Here is a 24,723-nt window from a genome sequence, read left to right on the forward strand (position 1 = left end):
GTGGCTGGCCGCGCGGTGGGGCGGGCGGCGGCTGCTGGGGCTGACCCTGCTGGCCGCCGTGCTCGCGGTGCTCGGCACGGCCGCGGCGCCGTCCGTGGGGTGGCTGGTGGTCGCCGCCGTCGCGATGGGGGTCGCGTCCGGGGTGCTCAACGTGGCGCTGAGCATCGAGGCGATCGCCGTCGAACGCGCGCTCGGCAGGCCCGTCATGGCCACCTTGCACGGCACGTGGACGCTGGGAGCGGTGGCCGGGGGCGCGGCCGTCACCACGTCCTTGCACCACGGCGTCGGCGTCCAGGCGCTGATGACGACGGGCGCGACCGCCGTGGCGGTGGCGATGCTGCTGACCGGCACCCGGTTGCGCGGACTGCCGGGCGCGGACGGCCCGCCGGCGGCGCGGGTCGCCCAGGAGCCCGCGCCGCTCCAGCCGCGAGTCGTGGTCATGCTGGGCGTGGTCGGGGCGGCCGCCTTCATCACGGAGGGCGCCGCCACGGACTGGGCGGGCGTGCACGCGACCCGGGTGCTCGGCGCGGACGCGGCCACCGGATCGCTGGTGTACACCGTCTTCTTCGTCGCGATGACGCTCGTGCGCTTCGTCGGCGACGCCGTACGCGCCAGGGCCGGCGCCGTGACCAGCATCCGGCTGGCCGGGTGGACCGCCACCGCCGGCGCCGGCCTGGTCCTGCTCTCCGGCGAGCTGCCCGGCCCTCCGCAGGCGGGCATCGCCTGCGCCATCGCCGGCTGGGCGCTGGCCGGGGCCGGCATGGCCGTGGTGTGGCCGATCGTGACCAGCACGCTGGGCGCCGCCGGCATCGGCGCGCAGCGCCTGTCCGCGGTCACGACCATCAGCTACGGCGGCGGCCTGGTCGGCCCCGCCGTCATCGGGTACGTCGCCGGCACGGCCACACTGCCCGCCGCCCTGATCATCCCCGCGGTCCTGGCGTTGCTCGTGGCGACCGTGGCGCCGCGGCTGCTCGGAACGATGCTGCAGGCCCGGACGCCGGATCGCCCGTCGGTCCTCCAGTCCGGCTGACGACGCTGCGGACGTGTGGATCAGGCGACCCGGAAGGCGCCGGCGTTGCGTTCGCACCAGGCGGCGAAGGTGCGGGGCTTGCGCCGGAGCAGGCGCTCCACGGTGCCGGTACGGAATCCGGCGGTGTCGGCGCGCGTGAGGTGGAACCCCTCGACGATGGCCTCGGCCAGCGCCGGCGGCGCCCCGTTGGGAAACCGGGCGGCGACGGCCTCCTCCGCGGTGGTCACCGGCCGGATCGCGATGTCCCGGCCGGCCGCCGCGGCCAGGATCTCGACCTGTTCGGTGATGGTGAACGGCTCCTCGCCGGTGAGGACGTATTCCTGGCCTTCGTGGCCGTCACCGGTCAGGGCCAGGGCGGCCACGGCGGCGATGTCGGCGGGGTCGATCGGCGCGTATCGGCCGGGTCCTGCCGGGTCGAGGACACAGCCCGCCTGGCGGATGGTGGGCAGCCAGTCGAAGGCGTTGGTCATGAAGCCGCCGGGCCGCAGGAACGTGGCCGAGATGCCGGAGGCCCGGATGGCCTGCTCGCGTTCGTGGTGCCAGCGGCCCATGGCGGGCATGGGATCGCCGAGCACGTTGAACGAGGACAGGTGCACGATATGGCGCACCCCCGCGGACTGGGCGGCGGCGACCGCGTGCCTGGTGTGGTCGAGGCCGATGCCGGGGGTGAGCAGGAACAGCCGGTCGGCTCCGGCGAAGGCGGGCGGCAGCGTCGCCGGGTCGCTCAGGTCCGCCACGACCCGCTCGGCCCGCTCGGGCAAGGCGGCGGCGCGGGCCGGGTCGCGGTGCTGTGGAAGCAGGACGGCCGCACCCCGGGCGAGGTCGCCGCCGCACTGAACGTCACCACCGCCAACGTGGTCAAGGCGGCCACCCGGATGACCGCGGCCGGCCTGCTCACCCGGCGCCGCGACGACCGGGACAACCGGCTGGTCCGGCTGTGGCTCACCGACGCCGGACGCGCCCTTCAGGCACCCATCGAACGGGAACGGCGGCTGCTCGAAGAGCAGGTCACCGCCGACCTCACCGAGGCCGAACGCGAACATCTCCTCAGCGCGCTGACGAAGATCCACCGCTCGGCGACCGTCCTGCTCGACCCGGCCATCACTTGAGATGGACGAGAACGGTCTCGCATCGAGGTCAGACCCAACGGCGAATGGCGTCGATCGTTGTTTCCGGTGAGGTGTTGAAGCAGAAACGAATCCCGGGAGTCGTCGCCGCCAGAACGTTGATCAGCCGTTCGAACAGGAGGGTGTGCTCAGGGACCATGCGCACCCCGCCTCCGATCATGACCACGCCGAAGGGCCCCTCGGGCAGCCGTTCGCGGATGGTCTTCTCTGCCTCGTCCGGGTCGGTGCCGACCTGGCACGACACCGTGTCGAGGCCCGCCGCGCGCAGCGCCGCGTCGCCCTGCTCGATCCGGGCGGTGAGCGTCGCCTCGTCGAGGCCGGGGAACGCGGTGTAGTCGATCGTGCTCGGATGCAGGCCGATCGTCAGGATCTTGGTCATCTTCACTCCTACCATGGGACGGGGCCATCACTGCCGAAGAAGCCTCCCGTCGGCCCGTCTGGGTCCAAGGTGGCCAACCTGATGATGGCATCGGCTCCCTCCTCGACGGTGTGGACGCCCGTGTGATAGTTCATGTCGGTGGCGGGGTTGCCCGGGTCCGCCGCGTTGACCTTGAACCCGGGCAGCGCCCGGGCGTACTGGGAGACGATCATGTTGAGCGCCGCCTTCGACGAGGCGTAGTCCAGGCTCAGGAAGCCGTGCTCGGGGCGGGCGGGGTCGGCGCCGCGTGCCAGCGAGGCGAGGGAGCTGGACACCATGACGACGCGGGGCCGCTCCGACCCGCGGAGCAGCGGCAGGAACGCGTGGGTGACCCGCACCGGGCCGAACACGTTCACCTCGTACAGCACCCGGAGCGCGTCGGCGTCCATGTCGGCCGGGCTCAGCATCGGGCCACCGACGCCGGCGTTGTTGACGAGCACGTCCAGGCGATCCACCCGCTCGGAGACGGCCTTCACGGCCGCCGCCACGGACTCGTCCGAGGTGACGTCGAGCTCCACGAACTCCACCTCGGCACCCTCCTCCGCCAGCGCCTCGGCGGCCCGGCTGCCGCGTTCGCGGTCCCGCGCCGCCAGGAAGACCTGCCAGCCCTTGCCGGCCAGGCGGCGTACGGTCTCCCGGCCCAGCCCTTTGTTCGCTCCGGTGACCAGCGCGACTGTCTTCACTTCTGTCATGGAGCCGATCTTGGCCGCGCGCGCCGGGGCCCACCAGGACCGGTACGGCCTAGGACCGGCCGTACCACCCGGACGCGGCGAACCGCGAGGCATAGTCGAAGGGTGAACCGCGCAGAACTCGCCGAAATACTCCGCACGGCCCGAGCTCGGGTACGACCGCACGACGTCGGGCTGCCCGCGGGAACGCGTCGCCAGGTGCCAGGTCTGCGCCGAGAGGAGCTGGCCATGCTCGCGGGCCTGAGCGTCGACTACGTGGTCCGGCTGGAGCAGGGGCGCGGACCGCGGCCCTCCCGTCAGGTCATCGCGGCCTTGGCCCAGGCCCTGCGGCTCGACGACGACGACCGCGACCTGATGTTCCGGCTCGCCGGCCACGAGCCGCCCCAGGCGGGACGCATCGCGATGGTCGTCCGGCCGAGCGTGCTCCGGCTGCTGGACCGCATGGCGGACCTGCCCGTGCTGGTGTTGTCGGCCAAGGGAGACGTGCTGGCCTGGAACCCCCTCGGGGCGGCGCTGCAAGGCGACATGTCCGCCTGGCCGCAGGGGCGGCGCAACCTCATCTGGCAACGTTTCCTCGGCAGCAGCCGCTGTCAGGTCGCCGCGGGCCCGGAGGAGGACGACGCGGCCGCCTACGCTTCGGTCGGCACGCTGCGTGCCGCACAGGCCCGCTACCCCGGCGACCTCGACCTGATCCAGCTGATCGCCGAACTACGTCGTGGCAGCCCGCGGTTCGACGAGCTCTGGCGGGAGGGACGGTCCTCCCCATGGCGTACCGCGACCAAGACCATCAGGCACCCCAGCCTGGGCACGATCTCGCTCGACTGCGACACCATGCTGCTCCCTGACGGCCACCAGACCGTGCTCGTGTACTCGGCCGAACCGGGATCCCCGGAAGCGACGGCGCTCGACATGCTGCGGGTGATCGGACTGCAGCCGGTGTGAGGAGGGCTTCCTCAGCCTCGGGCCTCGTGATCACGAGCCCCGAGGCCGAGGCGCCGGGTCACGGCAGGTTGAGCTGCCAGGACACGCCGAACCGGTCGTTGACCCAGCCGAACTTGGTGCTGAAGCCGTAGGAGTCGAGCGGCATCAGCGGCTGCCCGCCCTCGGACAAGGCCGTGTACAGCCGCTGCAGCTCCTCCTCGGTGTCGCACCCGACGTACAGCGACATCGACGGCGTGAACGTGAACTGGTGCTGGACGTCGCTGTCGATGCACATGTACTCCTGGCCCGCCAGCGTGAACGTCGCGTGCCTGACCGTGCCCTCCTTGCCCGACTCCCCGGCGCCGTAGCGGGAGATGGCGACGATCTTGGCATCGTCGAACAACGAGAGGTAGAACGTCATCGCCTCCTCCGCGTCGCCCTTCTGGAACATCAGGAACGGGGTGATCTTCTGCGTCATGCGGGACCCTCTTCCGGGGCGTAGAAAGCGGTGGTTTTGGCGACGGCGGTGGAGACCGCGTCGGGATCGGCGCCCGTGGCCTGATACGCCTCGCCCCAGGCCGCGCTGCTCGCCGTGATGTAGCGCCGGCCCGCGTCGGTCAGATGGAAGCGGCTCTCGTCGACCCGCTCACCACCCGCCAGGTGCAGGGCCAGGCCCAGCAGTGCGAGATCCCAGCCCACGCCGGTCGCGCCAGGACCGTACTGCTCCCACATCTCCTCCGGGACCTCGGCGGTGTGGCGCAGCTCGAACAGGGTGCCGCCATCCTCGGCGGACAGGGTGACCTCGACTTCGGAGAAGGCGGGCTCCGGGCCGTACTGCCAGGTGACCTTGAGCAGGCCGGGCGGCTCGCACCGCAGGATCTCGCCGCCGGCGTTGCCTTCGAGCTGGTACGTGCCGCCCACCTTGAGATCCCCCGTGACCGGCATGAACCAGCGGGCGAGGCGCTCGGCGTCCGTGCAGGCGTCCCACACGTCCGTGACCTCGGCGTCGTAGCGGCGCCGCAGCACCAGGGCCTTGCGCTTGCCGTCGAGCAACTCGCGGTGCGCCCGGGTGAGCTCGTTGACGATGTCCATCAGGTGTCCTTGTCTTCGTCTTCCGGTGCCTCGTCTGCTTTGCGGCGTTCGCGCTTGCCGCGGGCCAGCTCCGTCGCCAGCGCGTCCAGGCGCTGGCTCCAGAAACCGCGGAAGCGCTCCAGCCAGAGATCGACCTCCTGCAGCGGAGCCGGATCCACCGCGTACAGCCGCCGGGTGCCCTGGGCCCGCACACTGGCGAAACCGTGGTCGCGCAGCACCCGCAGATGCTGCGAGACGGCCGGCTGGGAGATCCCGAACTCGCTCTGGATGACGGTCGTGACCTCGCCGGAGCTCTGCTCCCCGCCGGCCAGCAGCTCCAGGATCCGGCGCCGGACCGGATCGCCGAGGACGTCGAATGCGTGCACGACCTGAGTATTTCAGGCAGTGCTTATATAAGTCAAACCCGGTATTAGGCGGGTCAGTCGTCCAGGCCGCGGGCGCTCAGCGCCTCGCCCAGGGCGTCGGCGTGCCGCAGCGAGCTGACCACCAGCGGCACGGCGAAGGCGCGCAGGCTGCGTTCGACGCCCCTGGCCCGCTGCGCCTCCCTGACCCGGGTGGCCAGCCCGGCCACCACCGGCACGCTGCGGATGGTCAGCGACAGCAGCAACGACAGCCTGAACGGGTCCAGGCCCGCGAACCTGACCGGCGACAGGCACCGCTCCAGCGCCGACATCATCGCCGAGGTCCGCGTGGTGAGCGTGACCAGCCCGGCCAGCGCCACCGCCAGCACGATGCGCAGCACCGTGACGGCCGCGCTCTGCAGGTCCGCGAACACCCACTGCATCCCGAACAGCCCCACCGCGAACCAGCGCACCGGCCTGACCTGCGCCCAGGCCGCCGCCATCCCCGCCCGCGCCAGCGCGTACAGGGCCGCCACGACGACTCCCGCCACGGCCAGTGCCGCCGGCGTGCGCAGCAGCACCAGCGTCGTGCACGCCACCGCCAGCCCGGCCAGCTTGACCCCGGCCGGGAGCCGGTGCAGCGGCGAGGCGCCGGGGAGGTAGGCGCCGGTGAGGTCGTTCACGACATGATCTTCCGGTAGTGGCCGATGGCCTCGCCCGGGGCACCGTCGGCGACGACCCGGCCCTGGTCCAGCACCAGCACCCGGTCGAAGTCCGCCAGCAGCGGCAGGTCGTGCGTGACCACCAGCACCTGCTGCGGCAGGTCGCGCAGCAGGGCGGCGACCTGGCGGGAGTGGCGCAGGTCGAGCAGCGTGGTCGGCTCGTCCATCACCAGGATCTCCGGCTCCAGCACCATCACCGAGCACAGCGCCAGCAACTGCTTCTGGCCTCCCGACAGATGGTGGGCCGGGTGGTCGGCGTGGCCGTCCAGGCCGTACCTGGTCAGGACCGCCTCGACGCGCCGCGCCACCTCCTCGCGGGTCAGCCCCTTGCGGCGCAGGGAGAAGGCCACGTCCTCGGCCACCGTCGGCATCACGATCTGCGCGTCGGGGTCGGTGAACAGGAACCCGACGCCGCGCCTGATCTTCGCCGCGTCGCGGCGGGTGTTCAGGCCCAGCACGGTCACGGTGCCCGACGTCGGCAGGGCCAGGCCGTTGATCAGGCGGGCCAGCGTGCTCTTGCCGGAGCCGTTCGCGCCGACCACGCCGACGCGCCGCTCGGGCAGGCGGGCGCTGACGCCGTGCAGCACGTCACGCGGGCCGAGGCGCACATGCACGTCGGCGAACTCGATCACCTCACACCACCGTCTCCCCCGCAGCTCCCGGCCACGCCGGGCACATCACCCATGCCGGAAATGTCGGCCACTCACACCACCTCGAACAGGGCCGCGACGCCCAGCCCGCCGCCGACCGCGGCCGCCGCCAAGCCCATCGTCCCCGCAGGCGCGCCCGCCCGGACGAGCCGGCTGAACAGCCGGGTCACCACGACCGCGCCCGTCGCCCCCCACGGATGCCCCAGCGCCAGCGCACCGCCGCCCGAGCACACCCGCTCCCCGTCCGCGCCCAGCGGATCCAGCCCCAGCGCGTCGGTCACGGCCAGCACCTGCGCCGCGAACGCCTCCACGATCTCCACTGCCGCGATCCGATCCATGTCCACCCCCGCCCGCGCCAGCACCCGCCGCACGGCGGGCACCGGACCCCATCCGGGCAGCGCCGGATCGCACCCCGTCACCGCGCCGGCCACCAGCCGCATCCCCGGCAGGCCCGCGCGCAGCCGCTCGGGCACCAGGGCCACCGCCGCCGCGCCGTCGCTGATCGGGGAGGAATTACCGGCCGTCACTGTACCCCCCGCCACGAACGCCGCAGGCAGCCGGGCCAGCGACGCCGCCCGCAGCGGACGCGGTCGCTGGTCGCGCGACCGCTCTCCGATCGCGACGATCTCCTCGTCGAAGCAGGCGGCCAGCGCCTTGGCGTGGCTGCGGCAGGCGTAGGTGTCCTGGCGCTCCCTGCTGATGCCGCACGCCGCCGCCAGGGCCTCGGCGGCCGGGCCCATGTCGGGGTCGGGGTGGCCGTCCGGCGCGAAAGGCGCCCTGTCGTACGGCTGCGCCGCCCCCCGGTGCGTACGCAGCGGCGCGGTCGACGCGCTTTCCACGCCCCCGGCGATGACGAAATCCATCTCCCCGGCGCGGACCGCCTGCCCGGCCACCAGGATCGCGGCCAGGCCGCTGCCGCACTGCCGGTCCACGGTGAGCCCCGGCACCTCGTGGCCCAGGCCGGCGGCCAGCGCCGACACCCTGGCCACGTTCCCGCCGGGGCCCATGCAGTTGCCCAGCACCACGTCGTCGGCCCGCCGCCCGGCGACGTCGCGCGCCACGGCCGCGATCACGGGGGCGGCCAGCCGCTCGACCGCCAGCTCCTTGAACGCGTGACCGGCCGTCCCGATCGGCGTCCTGCGCGCCGCCACGACGACCGGCGCGGCACCGCCGCCGATCTTGGCAAGACTATGTCGGTTCATGTCAGGACAGCCGCCGGATGTCGGGATCGCCGCCGGCCAGCCGTTCTGCGAGTAGCGCGCGGGCGGGCTTGCCCCCCTGGGTGCGCGGCAGGCTCGGCACGGCGTACCAGCGTCTGGGCCGCTGGGCGGTGTCCAGCCCGCCCCTGGCCGTCGCCTCCAGCAGCGCCCGCGACGGCGGCGCGACCCCGTCCGACTCCAGGACCGCGGTGACCACCGCCCCCAGGTACGGGTGCGGCGAGCCGATCACCACGATGTCCCCCACGCCGGGCACCCTCCTGAGCACCTCCTCGACGTCCTCGGGCACGACGGTGGCGCCGCCGGTCTGGATCGCGCCGTCACCACGGCCGCGCACCCGCAGGACCTCCCCACTCCGGTACGGCTCCGCCATGTCGCCCACGCTCACCCATCCGCCCGCGTCCCGGCGCAGCGGCCCGGCCGCGTCGCCCAGGTAACCGTCGGCCAGCCATGGCGAACGCGCCCACACCTCGCCCGGCCTCTCCCGCGCCCCGTTCCTGACCTCGATCTCCACCTCCGGAAACGGCCGCAGCCCGCCACCGTCGGCGTCCACGGCCACGAACGACAGCTCGGTGGCGCCGTAGTACGACACCACCCCCACCCCGGCGCAGGCCGCCGCCGCCCGCGCCCCGGCGTCCAGCGCCGCGCCGCCGACGACGGCCGTGCGCAGCGTACCCGGCTGTTTCAGCACGTCAGGCAGCCGATGCGGCACCAGGTGCACGACGCTGGCGCTGGCCAGGTGGCCGGCCAGCGACCCGCCGGGCCAGCGACCGGGCAGCACGGCGGTCGCGCCGGTGGCCAGCGTGTGCACGGCGGCGAAGGCGTACAGGGAAGAGGAGAGCGGGCCCGGGATCAGCACGACGTCATCGGGCCCGATCCCGGTCAGGTCGCACAGATGCTGGAACGAGCCCGTCCACGACGCGCGGGTGCGCACCACCGCGCGCGGTCGCCCGGTGCTGCCCGAGGTGAAGCAGGCCCACGCCCGATCACCGGGCGCCGCCCGCGGCGTCACCGGCGGACCTTCCGCGTACGGCAGCGGCGCGCCGACGTGGGCGTCCACCGCACCGGCGACCCGCGCCCACCGCGCGCGATCCCAGTCGGGCTCACCGACCAGCGGCGTGGCGCCGGCCAGATCCGCCGCCAGCGCGGCGGTCAGCAACGCGACCGGGTCGTCCAGGCCGACGGAGACCAGCGCGCCCCGGCCGGACCCCTGCCCGAGCAGGTGCCGGGCGGCACCGTTGATCTTCTCGGCGAGCTCGGCGTAGGTGAGCTCGCCCTGAGGGCCGCGGACCGCCGGGCGCGCGGGGCGCTCGGCGGCATGCCGCAGCACGTGTTCGGCGACGGGCATCGAAGGGTCAACGCCCCCCGCCGGTACGCAGCCGTTCGTGGTGCACGGCGGGCACCGCGTCCGGGTAGGCCCGCTGCGTGCCCCTGGCCACCACGGACGCCACCACCGCCTTGATCAGGTCGCCGGGCAGGAAGACGGCCGCCGCCCACAGCGTCGCGCCCAGCGGCACGCCCGTGACCAGCGCCTGCACGGGAACGCCGAACAGGTAGACCACCCCCACACCGCCCACCAGGCACGCCACCACCAGGTGGACGATCCCCGGACTGCGGCCCGCGCGCTCGACCAGCCAGCCGGTCACCGCCGCGCCCGGGATCCAGCCGATCAGGTAGCCCGCCGACGGCCCGGCGAACACGCCCAGCCCGCCCCGGCCGCCCGACAGCAGCGGCAGACCCGCCGCGACCAGCACGAGCAGCACCGTGACGGCCAGCGCGGCCCGCCACGTGCCGAGGATCGCGCCCGCCAGCATCACGCCCAGCGTCTGCAGCGTGATGGGGACCGCGTTGCCGAACACGTTCAGCGACCCGGGCAGGCCGAGCACCGCGATCAGCGCGGCGAACACGGCCACCCTCGCCAGGTCCCCCGTGGGGAACCTGCGCTGTCTTCCTGCATCCTTCATGAGGTCGATCCCACACCAGAACGACACGCTTCGGTCATGGAGGGATCCCACAACTTTCCGCGCGATCATCTGCGAACGACCGATACCCGTCCTACAGACCCTCCCTGCCGCAACGGGCCGCGTGGAAGGCGTCGGTGATTTTGGTCTCCCAGGATTTGAGCTGCGCGGCGGGCAGGTTCTCGTTGGGCAGGGTGAGCGCGACCTTCCTGGACACGTTGGAGATCCGCGGTGACATGGTGATCTGGATCCGGTCGGGCGCGATCGCGTCCTTGTCGGCGTAGTGCAGGCGTACGCGGTAGTCGGCCACGGTGCCGTCGCCTTCGAGGCAGGCGCGGGCGCCGTTCTCGACGCGTTTCATCAGGCCCTGGTTGATCTGCCTGCCGCGCATCGGGACCAGGTTGTAGCGCCTGCTGACGCCGTTGAAGGAGGCGGCGATGAGGTGGCCGCCCTGCCAGTCGCCCCGGCCGCCCCAGTTCCCGACGGTGCTCTCGCACTCGCCGCGCTGCGCGGCCTTCGCGGTCAGGGTCTTGGCCAGGGCGTCGATCGGGCGTCCGAGGTGGTCGGTGGTGAAGGTGTGCTGGTTGGCTCGGTAGGTGTGGTCCGGCGTCAGGAGCCGCTCACAGGTGGCGGCGTCGGGTGCGTACGCGGGGGCGGCCGTCGTGGACGTCGCGACGAGCGCGAGTACGGCGGCCGCGCCCCGCAGGGCAGTGGGCACACGGGTAACGGGCACGGAGGTCGTTCCTCTCGTGAAATGGGGGATTTCGCCGGTTCAGGAGTGACCACAGGACAGGGCGAATCGCCCTATCGGCCGCCTCGTCGGCTTTGTTCCGACATACGTGCCCGAGGGATGAATCACATAACGTTACTGAATGGCTACTTTTAGTAGTTAGCGCAGGTAGGTCGGGCTGTGAATCCGTTCTTGAGGATCATGCGAAGGCGGCGATGTTGCGTCCCGCCCAATCGGCGAAGGTCCGGGGCGGACGGCCGAGGAGCCGCTCGACGTCGGGACTGACGCGCTGTTCGGCGGCGGACGGTGTGCCAAGGGCGCCGAGCGTGGCCTCGACGACCGGCTCGGGCATGTAGCCGAGCATCTGACTCCGTGCCTCCGCACGGCTCAGCTCCGCGAACCGCACCGGCTCGCCCAGGGCGTCCCCGATCGCCGCGGCCTGCTGCCGGGGGGAGATCGGCGCAGGGCCGGTCAGCGTGTAGGTGTTGCCTTCGTGGCCCGGCTCGCGCAAGGCGACGGCCGCGACCTCGGCGATGTCGGCCGGATCGACGGCCGGCACCGCGACGCCGCCGAACGGCGCCGCGACCACCCGCTGCGTACGGACCGAGCCGGCCCATTGGAGCGCGTTGGAGTCGAAGTTGCCCGGCTGCAGCATCGTCCACCCCAGGCCCGACCGCTTGACGGCGTCCTCCAGATGCGAGGAGTGGCGTTGCGTGCCGACGCCCTGGGACGACAGCAGCACGATCCGGGGGACGCCGGCCGTCCGCACGACGTTCAGGATCTCATCGAGATCGCCGTTCGCCATGAAATCCGCGGAGGTCAGCAGGAACAGCGCGCCGGCTCCATGGAGGGCGGGGGCGAGGCTCTCCGGCTCGGCCAGGTCGGCCTGCCGGTGCCGCACCCCCGCGGGCACGTCCTGTTCTGAGATCTTGCGCGACAGCGCCGTCACCTGCTCGCCCGCTGCTGCGAGCGTCCGCACGAGCTGCCGTCCGACGTTGCCCGTGGCTCCGGTCACCACAATCATGTTCGCTCCCAGTCATCGAGTCCTCTGCGGACTCGTCGGAAGCTAGCAGCGCTGGGATAGTAGGTACCTATAGGAAAGTAATGGGAAGAAGGGGTCATTGTGACCAACAGCACAATTCCGGCGGACGGCGTCGATGTCCCCCCGGAGCTGGCGTGTCCGATCACCCCGGTGGTCGACATCGTCTTCAGCCGCTGGACGACTCCCATCCTGTGGGTGCTCCACGAGTACGGGCGTCATCGGTTCGTGGAGCTGCAGCGCCGGATCGTCACCATCACCCCCAAGGTGCTGACCGAACGGCTGCGGCAGCTCGAACGCGACGGGCTCGTGGTGCGCACCTACCACCCCGAGGTGCCGCCGCGGGTCGAGTACGAGATCAGCGAACTGGGACGAAGCCTCGCACCGCTGTTCGCGGCACTGTCCGAGTGGTCGGTCAACCTGGACGAGGTCGAACGGGCCCGGCAGGACTACGACACCAGGGAGCAGCATCGCGGCCGCCGAGCCTGATCCGGCACTCCTCTCTTAGGCCGGGTTCAGCGTGGCGAGCCCCAGGGCGCGGGCCACGTCCGAGGTGGCCGCGGAGGCCTCCGTCGCGGTGTAGCCGTCGCGCATGGAGGCGTCCAGGTCCTTCAGCCCGTTGCCGCTGAGCGTGATCACGATCCGCAGGCCGGGCTCCAGCGCGCCGCGGGCGTGCCGGTCGAGCAGCCCGGCCACCCCGGCCGCCGACGCGGGCTCGGCGAACACGCCGTCGTGCCCGGCCAGCATCCGGTACGCCGTGAAGATCTGCTCGTCGCTCACCGCGTCGATCAGCCCGCCGGACTCGTCGCGGGCGGCGATCGCACCGTCCCAGGTGGCCGGGTTGCCGATGTTGATCGCGGTGGCCGCCGTACGCGGGACCGCCACCGGCTCGCCGAGCACCAGCGGGGCCGCGCCGGCCGCCTGGTAGCCCCACATGCGAGGCAGCCGCGTGGACCGGCCCGCCGACCGGTAGGTGCGGTAGCCGCCCCAGGTCGCGGTGATGTTGCCGCCGTTGCCGACCGGCATGCAGTGCACGTCGGGCGCGTCGCCGAGCGCGTCCACGATCTCGTAGGCGACGGTGCGCTGGCCGGACAGGCGCAGCTCGTTGCCGACGGAGTTGACCAGCGCGATCGGGTGGTCCGCGGCCAGCTCGCGGGCTGCGCGCAGGCAGTCGTCGAACGTGCCGTCGATCTCCACGATGCGGGCGCCGTAGCGTACGGCCTGGCTGAGCTTGCCGAGCGCGACCTGCCCCTTGGGGACGAGAACGGCGGCGGTGAGCCCGGCGCGGGCGGCGTAGGCGGCGGCCGATGCGCTGGTGTTGCCGGTGGAGGCGCACAGGACGGTCTCGGCGCCGGCCTCGGCCGCCCTGCTGATCGCCACCGTCATCCCGCGGTCCTTGAACGAGCCCGTCGGGTTCGCGCCCTCGACCTTCAGCCAGACCTCGCAGCCGGTCAGCGCCGACAGGTGGGCCGAGCGGAGCAGCGGGGTGTTGCCCTCGCCCAGGGAGATGGAGGGGGTGTCGTCGGTGACCGGCAGCCAGCGCCGGTAATCGCTGTCGATCAGACCATGCCAGGTAGTCATGCCCAGCACCGTAACATCTGTTTCTTCCATGCCGGAATACGGGAGGTGATGTAACATTTGACAGGTGGAGAATGATCCGGTGGCCGCCCGGCTCGGCGCGGTCTATCCCGAGTTGCCGCCCGGTGAGCGGGCGATCGTGCGGGTGCTGCTCGACGACTATCCGTTCGCGGCGCTGGGCTCGCTGCGGGCGCTGGCCGAGCGGGCCGGGGTCAGCCCGCCGACGGCGTCGCGGCTGTTCGACCGGCTGGGGTACGGCGGCTTCGCCGACTTCCAGGCGGCGGTCAGGGACGGGGCCCGGGACCGGTCACGCCTCCACGAGTTCGTCACCCGAACCCCCGGCCCCGGCACCCGCACACTCGGTACCGGCACGCCCGACGCGTCCACGCCTGTGGTCGCGGCGCCCGGCGCTGAGCGGGGCGCGGCGAAAGCGGGCGGGGAGGGTGCGGTTTCCGCGTTGGAGCGGGCGGCCGAGGACCTGCGGGCAGGGCTGGAAGGGACGCTGGCCGCCCTGTCCGAGCCGCTGCTCGACGCCGCCGCGACCGTGCTGGCCGAGGCCCGGTCGGTGTGGGCGCTCGGCGGGCCGCTGAGCGAGCTGGCCGCCGAATACCTCATCCGCCAGCTCGCCAGCCTGCGCCCGGGCGCGCACCGCGTACCGGATTCCGCGGCGGCCCGCGCCAGGACCGTGCTGGAGCTGGGCGGATCCGACGTGGTCGTGGCCTACGACTTCCGCCGCTACTCCCCTGCCGCCGCCAGGTTCGCCGCCGCCGCCCGGGCCCGCGGCGCGCGGCTGGTGCTGGTCACCGACGCCTGGGAGTCGCCGCTGGCCGCCCAGGCCGAGGTGCTGATCAGGCTGCCCCGCGAGGCGGCCGGGCCGATCGCGCCGCTCGCGCACGAGATCGCCGTCACCGAGCTGCTGCTCGTCGCCACGGCCGCCCGGCTGGCCCCCGCGCAACGGCTGGCCGACCTCGACGCGCTCACGCAGACGTTGTGAGCCGCTTGTAGAAGAAGCTGCAGTCCCGCAGCGTGCCGTCAGGGGATCCGGCGTAGTCGGGGACGATGCCGTAGCGGGTCCAGCCGCCGCTCGCGTACACATGCTCGGCCACGCTGCCCGTCTCGGTGTCCAGGAGCAGCAGGCCGGCCCCGGCCGTCAGCGCGGCCTGCTCCGCGGTGGCCAGCAGGGCACGGGACAGGCCCCGGCCGCGGGCGTCGCGGCGGACCATGAGCTTGACGATCTCCGCGCGGTGGCGGGCGTTCGGCTTGGCGGCCAGGACCAGGCCGACGACGGCGGCCACGCGGCCGCCGTCACGGCAGACCCAGACCATGAAGTCGCCGCCGGCCACCGCCGGGGCCTGGGCCCGCCACCAGGCGGCGGCCTCCTCATGGCCGAACGGCGCCAGGAAGCCCACGGACGCGCCGCCGTCCACGGCGTCGACGAGGAGCTCGGCGAGATCCTTGACGCAGGCGCTGAAATCCGCGGCGGACAGACGGTCGATGGTGTGCATGCGGCTCCTTCGCATCAGGTGGTCGATGGCCGTGATGAACAGGCGGTCACGGGAGGACGATCAGCAGCGCGTACCGCACCGGCCCGGGCCCCGGGCAGCGGAAGCGGGAGGCGCCCCACAGACGGAAGCGCAGGCAGTCGCCCGCCTCCACGGTGTGCGTGCGACCGTTGGCGGTGATCTCCACCGCCCCTTCCAGCACCCAGATGTGCTGCTCCAGCCCCGGTACGGGCGGCGCGTCGTACGCGATGTCCGCCCCGGGCCGCAAGGTGCCCTCGACGACCTCCCCGCGCAGGCCAGGGTGCGGCGGCGACACCGAGCGGCGCACGAACCCCGACTCCTCGTCCCGCCACACCGCCTGCGCCCCGGCGCGCACCACCTGCGGCGGCTCCGACTCCACCTCCGCCAGCAGCCGCGACATCGTCCGCTCGTGGACCGCGCAGAGCTTGCCCAGCAGGGCCGCCGTCGGGCTGATCTGCCCGCGCTCCAGCCGCGACAGCGTCGAGCGGCTGATCCCCGACCGGCTCGCCAGCTCCTCCAGCGACCAGCCCCGCTCGACGCGCAGCTCGGCCAGCCGACCGGCCAGCCGCGCCTCGATCTCCTCAGCTTCTCTCACATACGGGAATATATCCCACATATGAGACTAGCTGTTGCGCCCCTTCCGCCGGATCTTGATGTCCCGCATGTCCGTCACGCCGATCTGCAGGATCTCGTACGGATGCCCGTGCGCCTCCAGCGCGACCATCGCCCCGAGCGCGCCCTCGTCCTCGCCGTCGCCCGGCTCGGCGGCCACCTGGCAGCGGAACGTGAACGCCGACATGCTCCCGTCATGCGTGAACGTCCCGGCCTCGGTGTACGCCGCGCCTTCCGTGGCCCGCACCGCCTCCCGGCCGGCCTCGTCGAGGCCCTTGAACTTCCCTCTGATCGTCACCCTGAACACGATCACTCCTCTCGTACGGCATAGGCCAGAACGCGCTCGCTCAGCAGGCCTTCCGCGACCTCAAGCAGCTCCAGCACCCGCTCGGCGATCGCGTCGGGCCGCTCGCCCGCCGCCGCGCCCCGGCCGATCTCCGACAGCACCAGTGCGTGCAGGGCCCCGACGTGCCAGGCCACCACCCGTGGCAGCGGATCGCCCGGGGCTGCGCCGGTCTCCTCGGCCAGTACGCCGGCCAGCGCCTCCGTCATCTGGTGACCGAGATCCTCCAGTCTCGCGGTCAGCGTCGGAGCGCCCCGCACCATCTCCAGGAACCGTCCGAACCCCGGGCTCAGCCCCACCCTGCGCTCGCGCCCGCGCACCTCTTCGCGCAACCGCGCCAGAACCGCGCCCGCCGCCGACTCGCCCCGCGCCCGCCGCCGCACGATGTCGGCCAGCCGCTGCGGCGAGGCCTCCTCGGGCGGCAGGACGAGGTCCTCCTTGGCCTGGAAGTAGTTGTAGACGGTGTTCACCGACACCTCGGCGGCCGCCGCGACCTCGGCGATCGTGACGTGCTCGAACCCGCGCTCCACGAACAGCCCGATGGCCACGTCGGAGATGCGCTGCCGGGTCTGGCGCTTCTTGCGCTCCCGGAGTCCTTCGGTCATGTTTGGAGTCTACTGCAAATTTGCAGTCCATTGCATTTTTGCAGCGGTCTCTACGCGGCGATCGCGCTTTCTGCCCGCTCGGCCGGGTACGGCGTGGTCCGGCTCGTGCCGAACAGGTCCCAGTAGAAGTCGTTCAGCACGGCCGCGAGGGGTGCGCGCCGGTCGAGGATCGCCGCGAGCGGCTCCGGCAGGCCGGGCTGCCGCTCTCCCTCGGCCCACCGCCGGACGAAGTCGTTGCGTGCGACCGGCGGGGTCCCGTGCGTGGACCGCACCCCGGCCGCGCTGGTGACCAGCCAGTTGACCAGCCACATCATCGTGTGCCCCAGGTCATGGGTACGGTTGCGGACGGCGAACGCCGACTCCTCCGCCGACAGCTCGAACCGGGGTGACGTCGCCAGCCCGAAATCGGTGAAGTAGAGGCGGCGGCCGTCGGTGAGGATGTTGTGGAAGTGGGCGTCGAAATGCAGCAGGCCGCCCGCGTTCATGACCTCGACGCCCTCCAGCAGGCGCTCCTCCAGCAGCACGCCCGCCGAGGTGACCGCCTCGATCCCGGCAGCCTGCCGCGTGGCCAGCCAGTCCGGGAGGCTGAGAGGGATGTGCTCCATGAACAGCACGATGCTCGCCGCGGCCGCCGCGATCGCTTCGAGCCGCCGCCCCACCGACGGCGCGCCGCCCCAGAAGGCGACGGCAGCCTCGACGTCGGCGTAGTCCTCATGGACGGGCGGCGCTCCCGGCAGCACCCGCCAGTGGTACATCAGCGGGAAGGCCGCGCTCCGCCCGGCGAGCACCCAGTTCGTCGTCATGGCGCAGGCCGCCAGCTCACGCCACGCGCCGAACCCGGGCGAGCCGACGCCGTACTGGCAGAACGTGGGCAGGCCGAACAGGTTCGCCGTGGACATGACGTGCTCGGGACGGCGTTCGAGGTCGGTCAGGGGGATCCGCTTGGCGAACACGGGCACGCCGCCCGCGTCGAGCAGCACCGAGACGCCGCCGATGCCGGAGCCGATCACCTTCGCGCGGTCCACGAGCTCGCCGAGCCGCCTGTCGCTGAGCAGGGCCAGCTCGTTCGACGCGGCGGCGTACCTGGTCAGGCGGGCCGGACGTGACATGTCCGATCCGTCGTGCGAAAGTCCCACGCCCTGCCTCCCGATGACCTTGCTCGTCGCGAGACTAACGGCAATCACCGCGAACCGCGGGACACCGCGCGATCCCCTGGCGGTCAGTTCAGGAGCGCGACGAGCTGCTCCTCCTCGTAGTCGAGGTGCGCCTCCAGCTCCTGGGTGAGCCGGTCCACCTCGGTCAGCAGCGTCTCCGGCGTGAGTCCGTCGTCGGCGAGCGAGGTCTGGAGCTGCTCCAGGAGGCGCTGGACGACCACGTGCTCGGCGCGCAGCCTGGCCAGCACCTCGGCGAGCTCGGGGTAGCGGCTCTCCAGCGCGGCGAACAGGCCCCTGTCCTCGTGCGAGTGGTGCACGTGCAGCCCCTGGCACATGGTCAGGCAGTTGATGCGCAACTGCGCGCCCAGCCGGGGGCCGGATGTGCGCACCTCCTCGCGGATGACGGCCAGCTCCCGGCGGAAGGCGTCGTGGACGTTCCTGAGCATGTCGCCCATGCGCCCGGCGGGCGGTCCCCCGTCGATGGGGACGAGCGCGACGACCGGCAGCGTCCTCCCCGATCTGACCTGATAGTCGCCCCAGCCCGGGTCGGCTTCCACGGCTCGCGCGAACACGCGCTCACGTTCCTCGCCCTGGAGGACAACTGCTTTGGCCTGGTACGTGAAGGTGCCGTCCTCGACGGTGGCCTGCGGGTCGGCGAGCAGGTTGTGGTACCAGGCCGGATGATGCGGCGCACCGCCGGCCGAGGCGATGATCAGGACGCGCTCGCCGCCGTCGGGCAGGTAGCCGAGCGGCGTGGTGTGGCGGCGGCCGGTTCTGGCTCCGGTGGTGGTCAGCAGGAGCAGCCTGCCGCCCTCGAACGGGCCGCCGACCTTGCCGCGGTTGGCACGGAATTCGTGGATGATCTGCTGGTTGAAGTCATTGGGCATGCTGAAGTTCGCTCCAGGCGGGTCGTGATGTCAAGGACATGGGAAACCCGCGCGGCATGCCGACGCGAAACGGGTGGACTACACCGCAGAAGGCATGGGGTGACGCGCGGGCGCGGTGTGTCTAAGCACGACCGACGGTGTGAGTGTTCACGGCGTCATCCCCTTTGAGTCGGCGCCTCCATGTCGCTTCCGTTTTCCGGCCGGCGACACGCGACGCGACGGCCATTACACGCGTACGCCGCAAGATCTGTCAAGTCCTCTGGGGACTCCACAGCGGAAGAACACCGGAGCCGCCTCGGCCCCCATCCTGTCGAGGCGGATCGTGCGCGAGGACGGAGTCGAACCGCCACAGCCGAAGCGTCCGGTTTACCGCCGAATGGGCTCGCCACGTGCCCGGCTCGCGCAAGGGTGAAACATATCGAGTAGCCCCAGCAGGATTCGAACCTGCAACAGACCCGGCTTCGTAGGCCGGCGCTCTCATCCATTGAGCTATAGGGCCAAGTAAATGGCGTCGTACCCCGTACCGGACTCGAACCGGCGATTTCCCGGGTGAAAGCCGGGCGTCCTGACCGCTAGACCAACGGGGCGCGCCTCAGAAAAGGCGTTCGTACGTCCGGCGGGATTCGAACCCGCACCGTCCGGTTCCTTAAACCGGTGCCTCTGCCATTGGGCCACGGACGCATGGTGAGCCGCAGCGGGGACTCGAACCCCGTCCTGCTGGGTGGAAGCCAGCTGCCTTACCGGTTCGGCCTCTGCGGCGGAAAGTGGCGGGCGTGCCGCCACCGGTGGACCGACAGGATCTTGAAACCTGAACTCCTGCTTGCAAGGCAGGTGTGATGCCTTTTCACCATCAGCCCTTGGTGTCTTCCGCTGTGGAGTTGTCAATTTTCCGCAGAGCAATGAGAAAGGCCGCCCGGTGTGCACCTGGCGGCCTCTGGATGATCCTTCGCGAGGTTTATCCAGAAGCCTGCCCGAGATAGGCGCCGCCCAGCGCCGCAAGCCCGCGCGACAGGCGCGCTTCCTGCTCTCGGGTGGCGGCTGCGGATCGCATGACTGGCCTTTCTCTGCGTCGTCTCCGAGCGGCTCTTGTCCGCTCTTTCCGGTCGATGTGGCCAACAGTAATGGGCGGCGTCCGGCGGCTGCCACTCATTTATTAAGACGTTCGCGCGATCCATTCGGTTTCCGTGCGGCGTTTACCGACTGTGAATACGGACCGTATCGTCTCGTGTCGCTGCTACCCTGATCACATGCCGAAGCAACCCGACCCTGCCCGCCGCAGCGAGCGCTCGCGCCAGGCCATCCTCGACGCCACCCGCGAGCTGGTCTCCGAGGTGGGCTACGCCAAGGTGTCGATCGAGGCGATCGCCGCGCGGGCGGGTGTGGGCAAGCAGACGATCTACCGCTGGTGGCGCTCCAAGGGCGCCGTGGTCTTCGACTCCTTCCTCGCGCTCAGCGACGCCGGCGAAGGCGACCTGGCCCTGCCCGACACGGGCGACATCGAGGCCGATCTCAAGGCGGTGATGCGGGCGACGGTGGCCGAGTTCGCCGATCCGGCGTTCTCGGCGCCGATCAGGGCGCTCAACATGGAGATCATCGGGGACCCCGGCCTGGCCGCCCAATACCTCGAGAAGCTGGCGGGCCCGCTCGACGAGGCCAAGAAGGCCCGGCTGCGCAGTGCCCAGCAGGCCGGCCAGATCGCCCCGGACGCCGACCTGGACCTGGCGCTGGAGCTGTTGTACGCCCCCCTCTACCAGCGCTGGCTGCTGCGCTCGGGCCCGCTCACCCCCGAGTACGCCGACGCCCTCGTGGACCTCACCCTCAAGGCCCTGCGCCCCTCTGCCCGGCCGTGACGGTCCCTGTCAGGCGACGCGGGCATCGTACGTCTCGCGGTTGGCGAGCACGTCGTCCATGTGCGTCTCGGCCCAGGTCTTGAGGCCGCGCATCATGTGGTGCAGGGAGAGGCCGAGGTCGGTCAGCTCGTAGGAGACCGTGACGGGCACGGTCGGCGTCACGGTGCGGGTGATGAGACCGTCGCGTTCCAAGGAGCGCAGCGTCTGTGTGAGCATCTTCTGGCTGACGCCGGCCAGCAGGCGGGACAGCTCCGAGTAGCGCATCGATCGCGGTTCGCCCGCGCAGCCGGCGTCCAGCTGATGCGAGCCGTCGCTGCCCAGCGCGGCCAGGATGAGCGTGACCCATTTGTTGGAGAGCCGGTCGAGCAGCTTGCGGCTTGGGCATGCCGCCACGAAAGCGTCATATTCCGCCTTGACCTGGGCCCTCTTCTGGGCCGCCGTCGTCGTTGCCATTGACTGCTCCTCCAACACGCGGGTGTCTTACGCACTTCGAAGTGCCTGCTTCCCATAAGGAAGTTACCCATCCATAGTGGAGCAAGGAGCCGTCAGGCACCACCCAGTTCGACACGTAAAGGCAGACATATGAGCATATTTCCCGCTTCGCTTCCCGGCGGCACCTGGACCCTGGGCGACCTGACTGTCACCCGGTTCGGCTACGGTGCCATGCAGCTCGCCGGTCCCGGGGTGATGGGTCCGCCGGCCGATCACGACGGCGCACTCGCCGTCCTTCGCGAGGTCGTCGAGCTCGGAATCACCCATATCGACACCAGCGACGCTTACGGACCGCGCGTCACCAACCAGCTGATCCGTGAGGCGCTGCACCCGTACCCCGAAGCGCTGCACATCGTGACCAAGGTCGGCGCGACCCGTGACCAGCAGGGCGGCTGGCCCCCGGCCCGGCAGCCGGAAGACGTGCGCCGCTCCGTACACGAGAACCTGGAAGCCCTCGGCCTCGAGGTGCTCGACCTGGTCAACCTTCGGATCGGCGACGCCCAGGGACCCCGGCCCGGCTCGCTCGACGAGCCGTTCGAGGCGCTCGCCGAACTCCAGCGGCAGGGCCTGATCCGGCACCTCGGGGTGAGCAACGCGACGGCGGAACAGGTCGCCGAGGCACGGGCGATCGCGCCGATCGTGTGCGTCCAGAACCTGTACAACCTCGCCTACCGGCAGGACGACGAACTGATCGACGAGCTGGCTGAGCAGGGCATCGCCTACGTGCCCTTCTTCCCGCTCGGCGGCTTCAGCCCCCTGCAGTCCTCGGCGCTCTCGACGGTGGCCGCCCGGCTGGACGCCACGCCGATGTCCGTCGCCCTGGCCTGGTTGCTGCATCGCTCGCCGAACATCCTGCTCATTCCCGGCACCTCGTCGGTGGCGCACCTGCGCGAGAACGTCATCGGCGCGGGACTCTCGCTCTCCGACGAGGAGCTGGCCGAGCTGGACAAGATCGGCCAGTAGGCGGAGGGCGGGCCCACCGGATCGCCGCGATTTGACCCTGACCTAGCGTCAATGTCTTAACTGGGAGCATGCGCATCGGAGAGCTCGCGGCGCTGATCGGGGTGTCCACCCGGACAGTGCGCTACTACCACCACCAGGGCGTCCTGCCGGAGCCGCCCAGGCTGGCCAACGGTTACCGCGAGTACGGCATGCGCGACGCCATCGCCCTGGCCCGCGTCCGCCGCCTGGTCGAGCTCGGGCTGAGCCTGGACGAGGCGCGTGACGTCATCGCCGACGACCGGTCCAGGGAGCTGCCCGAGATCCTCACGGAGATCGACGCCGACCTGGCCAGGCAGGAGCGGGAGATCCAGGTCAGGCGGGCCCGGCTGGCCGCGGTGCTGGCGCGGGCCGAGGCCGGGACGCTCAGCCCCGAGGACACCGCCTCGCCCGACCTGGTGGCCTTCCTGCGCACGGTCGACCTGCCCGCCTCGAAGGCGGCGGCCTGGGATCGCGAGCTGCTCGTGCTGATGGACACCATGGCCGACGCCCCGCACAAGCAGCGCGCGTTCACCCTGCTGGATTCGCTGGCCGGCGACCCCGAGGTGGCGGCCATCGGCCAGGAGTTCTACCGCAGGCTCGACGAGCTGGCCGGCGCCGAGCCCGGAGACCCCAGGGTCGCGCCGCTGGCCGCGATGATGGCCGACTACAGCGCCAAGCACCTGCTGGTCGAGCCGGGAGCGGGCGACTGGGACGCGTCGGCGGTCGAGCCCTTCCTCGACGAGCTGGCCCCCGCCCAGGCGGAGGTCGTCCGGCAGGCCACCCGGATCATCGCGGCCGGCCCGGCCCCGGACGCCGCCGGAGGCACGGACTAGCCTCAGGCGCGCAGGTACATCAGGACCGCCCGGACGCGGCGGTGGTCGTCGGTGGCGGTGGGCGGCAGGTCGAGCTTGGTGAAGATGGCGTTGATGTGCTTGCCGACCACCTTCTCGCTGACGTGCAGCTCGTTGGTGATCGCGGTGTTGGAGCGGCCCTCGGCCATCAGGGCCAGGATCTGGCGTTCGCGGGGGGTCAGGCGGGTGAGCGGGTCGTGGTGGCGGGTGAGCAGGCGGCGGACGACCTCGGGATCGATGACGCAGCCGCCGGCGGCGACCCGCTCGATCCCGTCGACGAACTCCCGCACCTCCAGGATGCGGTCCTTGAGCAGGTAGCCGACTCCCCCGGTGTCCGTGGAGGCGAGCAGCCTGGCGGCGTAGGCGGTGGCCACGTACTGGCTCAGCACCAGGACGGGCAGGCCCGGGCGCGCGTGCCGCAGCGCCACGGCGGCGCGCAGGCCCTCGTCGGTGTACGTCGGCGGCATCCGCACGTCGGTGACCACGATGTCCGGGGAGTGCTCGGCGACGGCGGGAGCCAGCGCGTCCGGCTCGCCGACGGCGGCGACCACGTCGTGGCCGAAGCGGGCCAGCAGCGCCGCCAGCCCCTCGCGCAGCAGCAGGGCGTCCTCGGCGAGCACTATGCGGAGCACGGTAACTCCAGGCGCAGGACGGTCGGCCCGCCGGGCGGGCTGGTCAGGACGAGGGTGCCGGCCAGGGCGTCCACCCGGTCGGCCAGGCCCGTCAGCCCGGTGCCGCCGGCCGGGTCGGCGCCGCCGCGCCCGTCGTCGCGCACCTCGACGGTCAGCGTGCCGCGGGTGTGCTCGCCGGTCACCAGGATCGCGGTCGCCGCCGCGTGCCGGGCCGCGTTCGTCAGGGCTTCGGCCACGACGAAGTACGCCGTGAGCTCCACCGGCGGCGGCAGGCGTACCGGCAGGTCGAGCCGCACATGCACCGGAACGGCCAGGCCGCCGGCCAGCTCGGCGACGGCGGCGGGCAGCCCCAGGTCGGTGAGCACCCGGGGGTGGATCCCGTGGACCAGCTCGCGCAGCTCGGCCAGCGCCGCCCGCGCCTCGCCGGCGGCCTGCGCGAGCAGCGGCCGGGCCGCCGCGGGGTCGTGGTCGAGCTCGAGCTGGGCCGTGACGAGGGTCATGCCGAGCCGCAGCAGCCGCTGCTGGGCGCCGTCGTGCAGATCCCGCTCGATCCGGCGGCGTTCGGACTCGAAGGCGTCGATCAGGCGGGCCCGCGAGCGGGTCAGCAAGCGGACGCGGGCCTCGTCCCCGGGCGCGAGCAGCAGCCGGGCCAGCTCGCCCTGCGCCATGGCGGCCGCGGCCGTGGTGTAGGCGAGCAGGACCGCCGAGGCCAGAACAGCCACCGCCGCCCCTCCGGCCAGCAGCGGCGCCGCCGACGGGGACGCGTCGGCCGGGTGGGACACCGCGACGCCCGTCTGCGCCGATGAGGTGGCGAAGTTGGCCACGCCGCTGGCGTAGATCAGCGCCGGGGCCGCCCCGAGCAGTACCGCCGCGACGTTCATGACCAGCAGCACGCTGCCGTGCAGGACCGTGTACGCCAGCTCCCGCCACGTGGCCGCCTCGGTGTACCGGGCGCGCAGCCACGCGGCGGCCCCCGGCCGGTCCGGCACGCGGTGTGGATCCGCCAGCGCGGGCACGCCCAGGAGGGCGACGCGCCGCCGTTCGAGCGCCGCCAGCGGGAACGCGCCCGCCACCAGCGCCACCGGCAGCCAGGCCAGGGCCAGCAGGCCGGTCGCGATCCCGGTGAACACATAGGCCGCCGTGCGCAGCGGCCACGTCGACACGACGAAACGCAAGGGAGCGTGGCGCAGCGCCTCCGCCACCGTCCTCCCCCTGGCCGTGCCGCTCACCGCCATGGCCGCCACTGTACGAGCTCGGGGCCCGGTCGCGAGGTAGTGC

General features: G+C 72.2%; 31 protein-coding genes and 6 tRNA genes. 8 read left to right on the forward strand and 29 right to left on the reverse strand.

Going from position 1 to position 24,723, the window contains the following annotated elements; all coding sequences use genetic code 11:
• On the forward strand, window positions 1–1,030 hold a 1,030-nt coding region (locus tag ABEA43_RS54475; protein ID WP_345574888.1), incomplete at its 5' end, for an MFS transporter.
• A 20-nt stretch (window positions 1,031–1,050) separates the two neighbouring features.
• Here the strand turns inward: ABEA43_RS54475 and ABEA43_RS54480 are convergent.
• On the reverse strand, window positions 1,051–1,791 hold the full coding sequence (locus ABEA43_RS54480) for an NAD(P)H-binding protein (RefSeq protein ID WP_345574890.1): 741 nt from the start codon (window positions 1,789–1,791) through the stop codon (window positions 1,051–1,053).
• 24 nt (window positions 1,792–1,815) lie between these two features.
• Between ABEA43_RS54480 and ABEA43_RS54485 the strand changes: the two genes are divergently transcribed.
• On the forward strand, window positions 1,816–2,139 hold the full coding sequence (locus ABEA43_RS54485; protein WP_345574892.1) for a MarR family winged helix-turn-helix transcriptional regulator: 324 nt from the start codon (window positions 1,816–1,818) through the stop codon (window positions 2,137–2,139).
• A gap of 28 nt (window positions 2,140–2,167) precedes the next feature.
• Here the strand turns inward: ABEA43_RS54485 and ABEA43_RS54490 are convergent, their stop codons facing one another.
• Window positions 2,168–2,536, reverse strand: a complete 369-nt coding sequence (locus tag ABEA43_RS54490; RefSeq protein ID WP_345574894.1) for a hypothetical protein — start codon at window positions 2,534–2,536, stop codon at window positions 2,168–2,170.
• Window positions 2,537–2,544: 8 nt separating this feature from the next.
• Window positions 2,545–3,267, reverse strand: coding sequence for an SDR family oxidoreductase (locus ABEA43_RS54495; RefSeq protein ID WP_345574896.1), 723 nt, complete (start codon window positions 3,265–3,267; stop codon window positions 2,545–2,547).
• A 102-nt stretch (window positions 3,268–3,369) separates the two neighbouring features.
• Between ABEA43_RS54495 and ABEA43_RS54500 the strand changes: the two genes are divergently transcribed.
• The gene (locus ABEA43_RS54500; protein ID WP_345574898.1) at window positions 3,370–4,206 is read left to right on the forward strand and encodes a helix-turn-helix transcriptional regulator; all 837 of its coding nucleotides are present in this window, start codon (window positions 3,370–3,372) and stop codon (window positions 4,204–4,206) included.
• Window positions 4,207–4,264: 58 nt separating this feature from the next.
• Here the strand turns inward: ABEA43_RS54500 and ABEA43_RS54505 are convergent, their stop codons facing one another.
• The 10 genes from ABEA43_RS54505 to ABEA43_RS54550 form a co-directional block, all read right to left on the reverse strand.
• Window positions 4,265–4,663 (reverse strand): VOC family protein, encoded by a 399-nt coding sequence (locus ABEA43_RS54505; RefSeq protein ID WP_345574900.1) that lies wholly within the window; start codon window positions 4,661–4,663, stop codon window positions 4,265–4,267.
• Window positions 4,660–5,277, reverse strand: a complete 618-nt coding sequence (locus ABEA43_RS54510; protein ID WP_345574902.1) for an SRPBCC family protein — start codon at window positions 5,275–5,277, stop codon at window positions 4,660–4,662. The genes ABEA43_RS54505 and ABEA43_RS54510 overlap by 4 nt, the downstream gene beginning before the upstream one ends.
• Window positions 5,277–5,642 carry an ArsR/SmtB family transcription factor gene (locus ABEA43_RS54515; protein WP_345574904.1) on the reverse strand — a complete coding sequence of 122 codons (366 nt, stop codon included), beginning with the start codon at window positions 5,640–5,642 and terminating at the stop codon, window positions 5,277–5,279. Before ABEA43_RS54515 ends, ABEA43_RS54510 begins: the two co-directional genes overlap by 1 nt.
• Before the next feature lie 53 nt (window positions 5,643–5,695).
• Window positions 5,696–6,301, reverse strand: a complete 606-nt coding sequence (locus ABEA43_RS54520; RefSeq protein ID WP_345574906.1) for an energy-coupling factor transporter transmembrane component T family protein — start codon at window positions 6,299–6,301, stop codon at window positions 5,696–5,698.
• The gene (locus ABEA43_RS54525; protein WP_345574908.1) at window positions 6,298–6,972 is read right to left on the reverse strand and encodes an energy-coupling factor ABC transporter ATP-binding protein; all 675 of its coding nucleotides are present in this window, start codon (window positions 6,970–6,972) and stop codon (window positions 6,298–6,300) included. Before ABEA43_RS54525 ends, ABEA43_RS54520 begins: the two co-directional genes overlap by 4 nt.
• A 71-nt stretch (window positions 6,973–7,043) precedes the next feature.
• Window positions 7,044–8,192, reverse strand: coding sequence for a thiolase family protein (locus ABEA43_RS54530; protein WP_345574910.1), 1,149 nt, complete (start codon window positions 8,190–8,192; stop codon window positions 7,044–7,046).
• A 1-nt stretch (window position 8,193) separates the two neighbouring features.
• Complete coding sequence (locus tag ABEA43_RS54535; protein WP_345574912.1) at window positions 8,194–9,555, reverse strand: AMP-binding protein; 1,362 nt, start codon at window positions 9,553–9,555, stop codon at window positions 8,194–8,196.
• Between the two features lie 7 nt (window positions 9,556–9,562).
• Window positions 9,563–10,171: a biotin transporter BioY gene (locus ABEA43_RS54540; protein WP_345574914.1), complete on the reverse strand. Its 609-nt coding sequence runs from the start codon at window positions 10,169–10,171 to the stop codon at window positions 9,563–9,565.
• Window positions 10,172–10,262: 91 nt separating this feature from the next.
• Window positions 10,263–10,901, reverse strand: a complete 639-nt coding sequence (locus ABEA43_RS54545; RefSeq protein ID WP_345574916.1) for a DNA/RNA non-specific endonuclease — start codon at window positions 10,899–10,901, stop codon at window positions 10,263–10,265.
• 196 nt (window positions 10,902–11,097) lie between these two features.
• Window positions 11,098–11,922, reverse strand: a complete 825-nt coding sequence (locus tag ABEA43_RS54550; RefSeq protein WP_345574917.1) for an NAD(P)H-binding protein — start codon at window positions 11,920–11,922, stop codon at window positions 11,098–11,100.
• Window positions 11,923–12,021: 99 nt separating this feature from the next.
• Here ABEA43_RS54550 and ABEA43_RS54555 point away from each other — a divergent pair, with 99 nt between their 5' ends.
• Window positions 12,022–12,426 (forward strand): winged helix-turn-helix transcriptional regulator, encoded by a 405-nt coding sequence (locus ABEA43_RS54555; RefSeq protein WP_345574919.1) that lies wholly within the window; start codon window positions 12,022–12,024, stop codon window positions 12,424–12,426.
• A gap of 15 nt (window positions 12,427–12,441) precedes the next feature.
• On the opposite strand, the gene thrC is transcribed toward ABEA43_RS54555, so the two are convergent.
• A complete protein-coding gene (thrC, locus tag ABEA43_RS54560) occupies window positions 12,442–13,518 on the reverse strand; it encodes a threonine synthase (protein ID WP_345574921.1) in 1,077 nt (358 codons plus the stop codon).
• A 64-nt stretch (window positions 13,519–13,582) separates the two neighbouring features.
• Between thrC and ABEA43_RS54565 the strand changes: the two genes are divergently transcribed.
• Complete coding sequence (locus ABEA43_RS54565) at window positions 13,583–14,509, forward strand: MurR/RpiR family transcriptional regulator (RefSeq protein WP_345574923.1); 927 nt, start codon at window positions 13,583–13,585, stop codon at window positions 14,507–14,509.
• Here ABEA43_RS54565 and ABEA43_RS54570 read toward each other — a convergent pair.
• The 12 genes from ABEA43_RS54570 to ABEA43_RS54625 all read right to left on the reverse strand — a co-directional run bounded on the left by ABEA43_RS54570 (window position 14,493) and on the right by ABEA43_RS54625 (window position 19,496).
• Window positions 14,493–15,020, reverse strand: a complete 528-nt coding sequence (locus ABEA43_RS54570) for a GNAT family N-acetyltransferase (protein ID WP_345574925.1) — start codon at window positions 15,018–15,020, stop codon at window positions 14,493–14,495. The two genes, ABEA43_RS54565 and ABEA43_RS54570, sit on opposite strands and share 17 nt — an antisense overlap.
• 46 nt (window positions 15,021–15,066) lie before the next feature.
• Entirely contained in the window at window positions 15,067–15,633 is a 567-nt protein-coding gene (locus tag ABEA43_RS54575) for a helix-turn-helix domain-containing protein (protein WP_345574927.1), read from the reverse strand.
• Window positions 15,634–15,660: 27 nt separating this feature from the next.
• Window positions 15,661–15,957, reverse strand: a complete 297-nt coding sequence (locus ABEA43_RS54580; RefSeq protein WP_345574929.1) for a DUF6204 family protein — start codon at window positions 15,955–15,957, stop codon at window positions 15,661–15,663.
• Window positions 15,958–15,959: 2 nt separating this feature from the next.
• Complete coding sequence (locus ABEA43_RS54585; RefSeq protein ID WP_345574931.1) at window positions 15,960–16,598, reverse strand: TetR/AcrR family transcriptional regulator; 639 nt, start codon at window positions 16,596–16,598, stop codon at window positions 15,960–15,962.
• 50 nt (window positions 16,599–16,648) lie between these two features.
• Window positions 16,649–17,707, reverse strand: a complete 1,059-nt coding sequence (locus tag ABEA43_RS54590; RefSeq protein ID WP_345574933.1) for a BUD32 family EKC/KEOPS complex subunit — start codon at window positions 17,705–17,707, stop codon at window positions 16,649–16,651.
• Between the two features lie 110 nt (window positions 17,708–17,817).
• Window positions 17,818–18,639, reverse strand: a complete 822-nt coding sequence (locus tag ABEA43_RS54595; protein WP_345574935.1) for a nitroreductase/quinone reductase family protein — start codon at window positions 18,637–18,639, stop codon at window positions 17,818–17,820.
• A 323-nt stretch (window positions 18,640–18,962) separates the two neighbouring features.
• Window positions 18,963–19,043: transfer RNA gene (locus ABEA43_RS54600), tRNA-Tyr, on the reverse strand.
• Window positions 19,044–19,062: 19 nt separating this feature from the next.
• A tRNA-Arg gene (locus ABEA43_RS54605) sits at window positions 19,063–19,138 on the reverse strand.
• A 15-nt stretch (window positions 19,139–19,153) separates the two neighbouring features.
• Window positions 19,154–19,226: transfer RNA gene (locus ABEA43_RS54610), tRNA-Glu, on the reverse strand.
• 21 nt (window positions 19,227–19,247) lie between these two features.
• A tRNA-Leu gene (locus tag ABEA43_RS54615) sits at window positions 19,248–19,320 on the reverse strand.
• A gap of 6 nt (window positions 19,321–19,326) precedes the next feature.
• Window positions 19,327–19,398 (reverse strand) — tRNA-Gly (locus tag ABEA43_RS54620).
• 27 nt (window positions 19,399–19,425) lie between these two features.
• A tRNA-Ala gene (locus tag ABEA43_RS54625) sits at window positions 19,426–19,496 on the reverse strand.
• Window positions 19,497–19,886: 390 nt separating this feature from the next.
• Here ABEA43_RS54625 and ABEA43_RS54630 point away from each other — a divergent pair.
• Entirely contained in the window at window positions 19,887–20,489 is a 603-nt protein-coding gene (locus ABEA43_RS54630) for a TetR/AcrR family transcriptional regulator (RefSeq protein ID WP_345574937.1), read from the forward strand.
• A gap of 9 nt (window positions 20,490–20,498) precedes the next feature.
• On the opposite strand, the gene ABEA43_RS54635 is transcribed toward ABEA43_RS54630, so the two are convergent.
• Window positions 20,499–20,942 (reverse strand): winged helix-turn-helix transcriptional regulator, encoded by a 444-nt coding sequence (locus ABEA43_RS54635; RefSeq protein ID WP_345574939.1) that lies wholly within the window; start codon window positions 20,940–20,942, stop codon window positions 20,499–20,501.
• Window positions 20,943–21,071: 129 nt separating this feature from the next.
• On the opposite strand from ABEA43_RS54635, the gene ABEA43_RS54640 reads away from it, so the two are divergent.
• Both ABEA43_RS54640 and ABEA43_RS54645 read left to right on the forward strand, forming a co-directional pair.
• Complete coding sequence (locus ABEA43_RS54640) at window positions 21,072–21,944, forward strand: aldo/keto reductase family oxidoreductase (protein WP_345574941.1); 873 nt, start codon at window positions 21,072–21,074, stop codon at window positions 21,942–21,944.
• A gap of 68 nt (window positions 21,945–22,012) precedes the next feature.
• Window positions 22,013–22,795: a MerR family transcriptional regulator gene (locus ABEA43_RS54645; RefSeq protein ID WP_345574943.1), complete on the forward strand. Its 783-nt coding sequence runs from the start codon at window positions 22,013–22,015 to the stop codon at window positions 22,793–22,795.
• A gap of 2 nt (window positions 22,796–22,797) precedes the next feature.
• On the opposite strand, the gene ABEA43_RS54650 is transcribed toward ABEA43_RS54645, so the two are convergent.
• Together ABEA43_RS54650 and ABEA43_RS54655 are read right to left on the reverse strand one after the other, a co-directional pair.
• Window positions 22,798–23,445: a response regulator gene (locus ABEA43_RS54650; protein ID WP_345574945.1), complete on the reverse strand. Its 648-nt coding sequence runs from the start codon at window positions 23,443–23,445 to the stop codon at window positions 22,798–22,800.
• On the reverse strand, window positions 23,433–24,680 hold the full coding sequence (locus ABEA43_RS54655) for a sensor histidine kinase (protein ID WP_345574947.1): 1,248 nt from the start codon (window positions 24,678–24,680) through the stop codon (window positions 23,433–23,435). The genes ABEA43_RS54650 and ABEA43_RS54655 overlap by 13 nt, the downstream gene beginning before the upstream one ends.
• Between the last annotated feature and the right edge of the window lie 43 nt (window positions 24,681–24,723).

Origin of the sequence: Nonomuraea rosea (assembly GCF_039539705.1) — a bacterium.
In the GTDB taxonomy this organism is placed as follows: domain Bacteria; phylum Actinomycetota; class Actinomycetes; order Streptosporangiales; family Streptosporangiaceae; genus Nonomuraea; species Nonomuraea rosea.

Excerpts from the sequence above, each read along its gene's own strand:
- ABEA43_RS54490 (WP_345574894.1), bottom strand. The coding sequence starts at position 2,536 with ATGACCAAGATCCTGACGATCGGCCTGCATCCGAGCACGATCGACTAC.
- ABEA43_RS54495 (WP_345574896.1), bottom strand. The coding sequence starts at position 3,267 with ATGACAGAAGTGAAGACAGTCGCGCTGGTCACCGGAGCGAACAAAGGG.
- ABEA43_RS54505 (WP_345574900.1), bottom strand. The coding sequence starts at position 4,663 with ATGACGCAGAAGATCACCCCGTTCCTGATGTTCCAGAAGGGCGACGCG.
- ABEA43_RS54510 (WP_345574902.1), bottom strand. The coding sequence starts at position 5,277 with ATGGACATCGTCAACGAGCTCACCCGGGCGCACCGCGAGTTGCTCGAC.
- ABEA43_RS54530 (WP_345574910.1), bottom strand. The coding sequence starts at position 8,192 with ATGAACCGACATAGTCTTGCCAAGATCGGCGGCGGTGCCGCGCCGGTC.
- ABEA43_RS54535 (WP_345574912.1), bottom strand. The coding sequence starts at position 9,555 with ATGCCCGTCGCCGAACACGTGCTGCGGCATGCCGCCGAGCGCCCCGCG.
- ABEA43_RS54540 (WP_345574914.1), bottom strand. The coding sequence starts at position 10,171 with ATGAAGGATGCAGGAAGACAGCGCAGGTTCCCCACGGGGGACCTGGCG.
- ABEA43_RS54550 (WP_345574917.1), bottom strand. The coding sequence starts at position 11,922 with ATGATTGTGGTGACCGGAGCCACGGGCAACGTCGGACGGCAGCTCGTG.
- thrC (WP_345574921.1), bottom strand. The coding sequence starts at position 13,518 with ATGACTACCTGGCATGGTCTGATCGACAGCGATTACCGGCGCTGGCTG.
- ABEA43_RS54570 (WP_345574925.1), bottom strand. The coding sequence starts at position 15,020 with ATGCACACCATCGACCGTCTGTCCGCCGCGGATTTCAGCGCCTGCGTC.
- ABEA43_RS54585 (WP_345574931.1), bottom strand. The coding sequence starts at position 16,598 with ATGACCGAAGGACTCCGGGAGCGCAAGAAGCGCCAGACCCGGCAGCGC.
- ABEA43_RS54590 (WP_345574933.1), bottom strand. The coding sequence starts at position 17,707 with ATGTCACGTCCGGCCCGCCTGACCAGGTACGCCGCCGCGTCGAACGAG.
- ABEA43_RS54595 (WP_345574935.1), bottom strand. The coding sequence starts at position 18,639 with ATGCCCAATGACTTCAACCAGCAGATCATCCACGAATTCCGTGCCAAC.
- ABEA43_RS54630 (WP_345574937.1), top strand. The coding sequence starts at position 19,887 with ATGCCGAAGCAACCCGACCCTGCCCGCCGCAGCGAGCGCTCGCGCCAG.
- ABEA43_RS54635 (WP_345574939.1), bottom strand. The coding sequence starts at position 20,942 with ATGGCAACGACGACGGCGGCCCAGAAGAGGGCCCAGGTCAAGGCGGAA.
- ABEA43_RS54640 (WP_345574941.1), top strand. The coding sequence starts at position 21,072 with ATGAGCATATTTCCCGCTTCGCTTCCCGGCGGCACCTGGACCCTGGGC.
- ABEA43_RS54645 (WP_345574943.1), top strand. The coding sequence starts at position 22,013 with ATGCGCATCGGAGAGCTCGCGGCGCTGATCGGGGTGTCCACCCGGACA.
- ABEA43_RS54655 (WP_345574947.1), bottom strand. The coding sequence starts at position 24,680 with ATGGCGGTGAGCGGCACGGCCAGGGGGAGGACGGTGGCGGAGGCGCTG.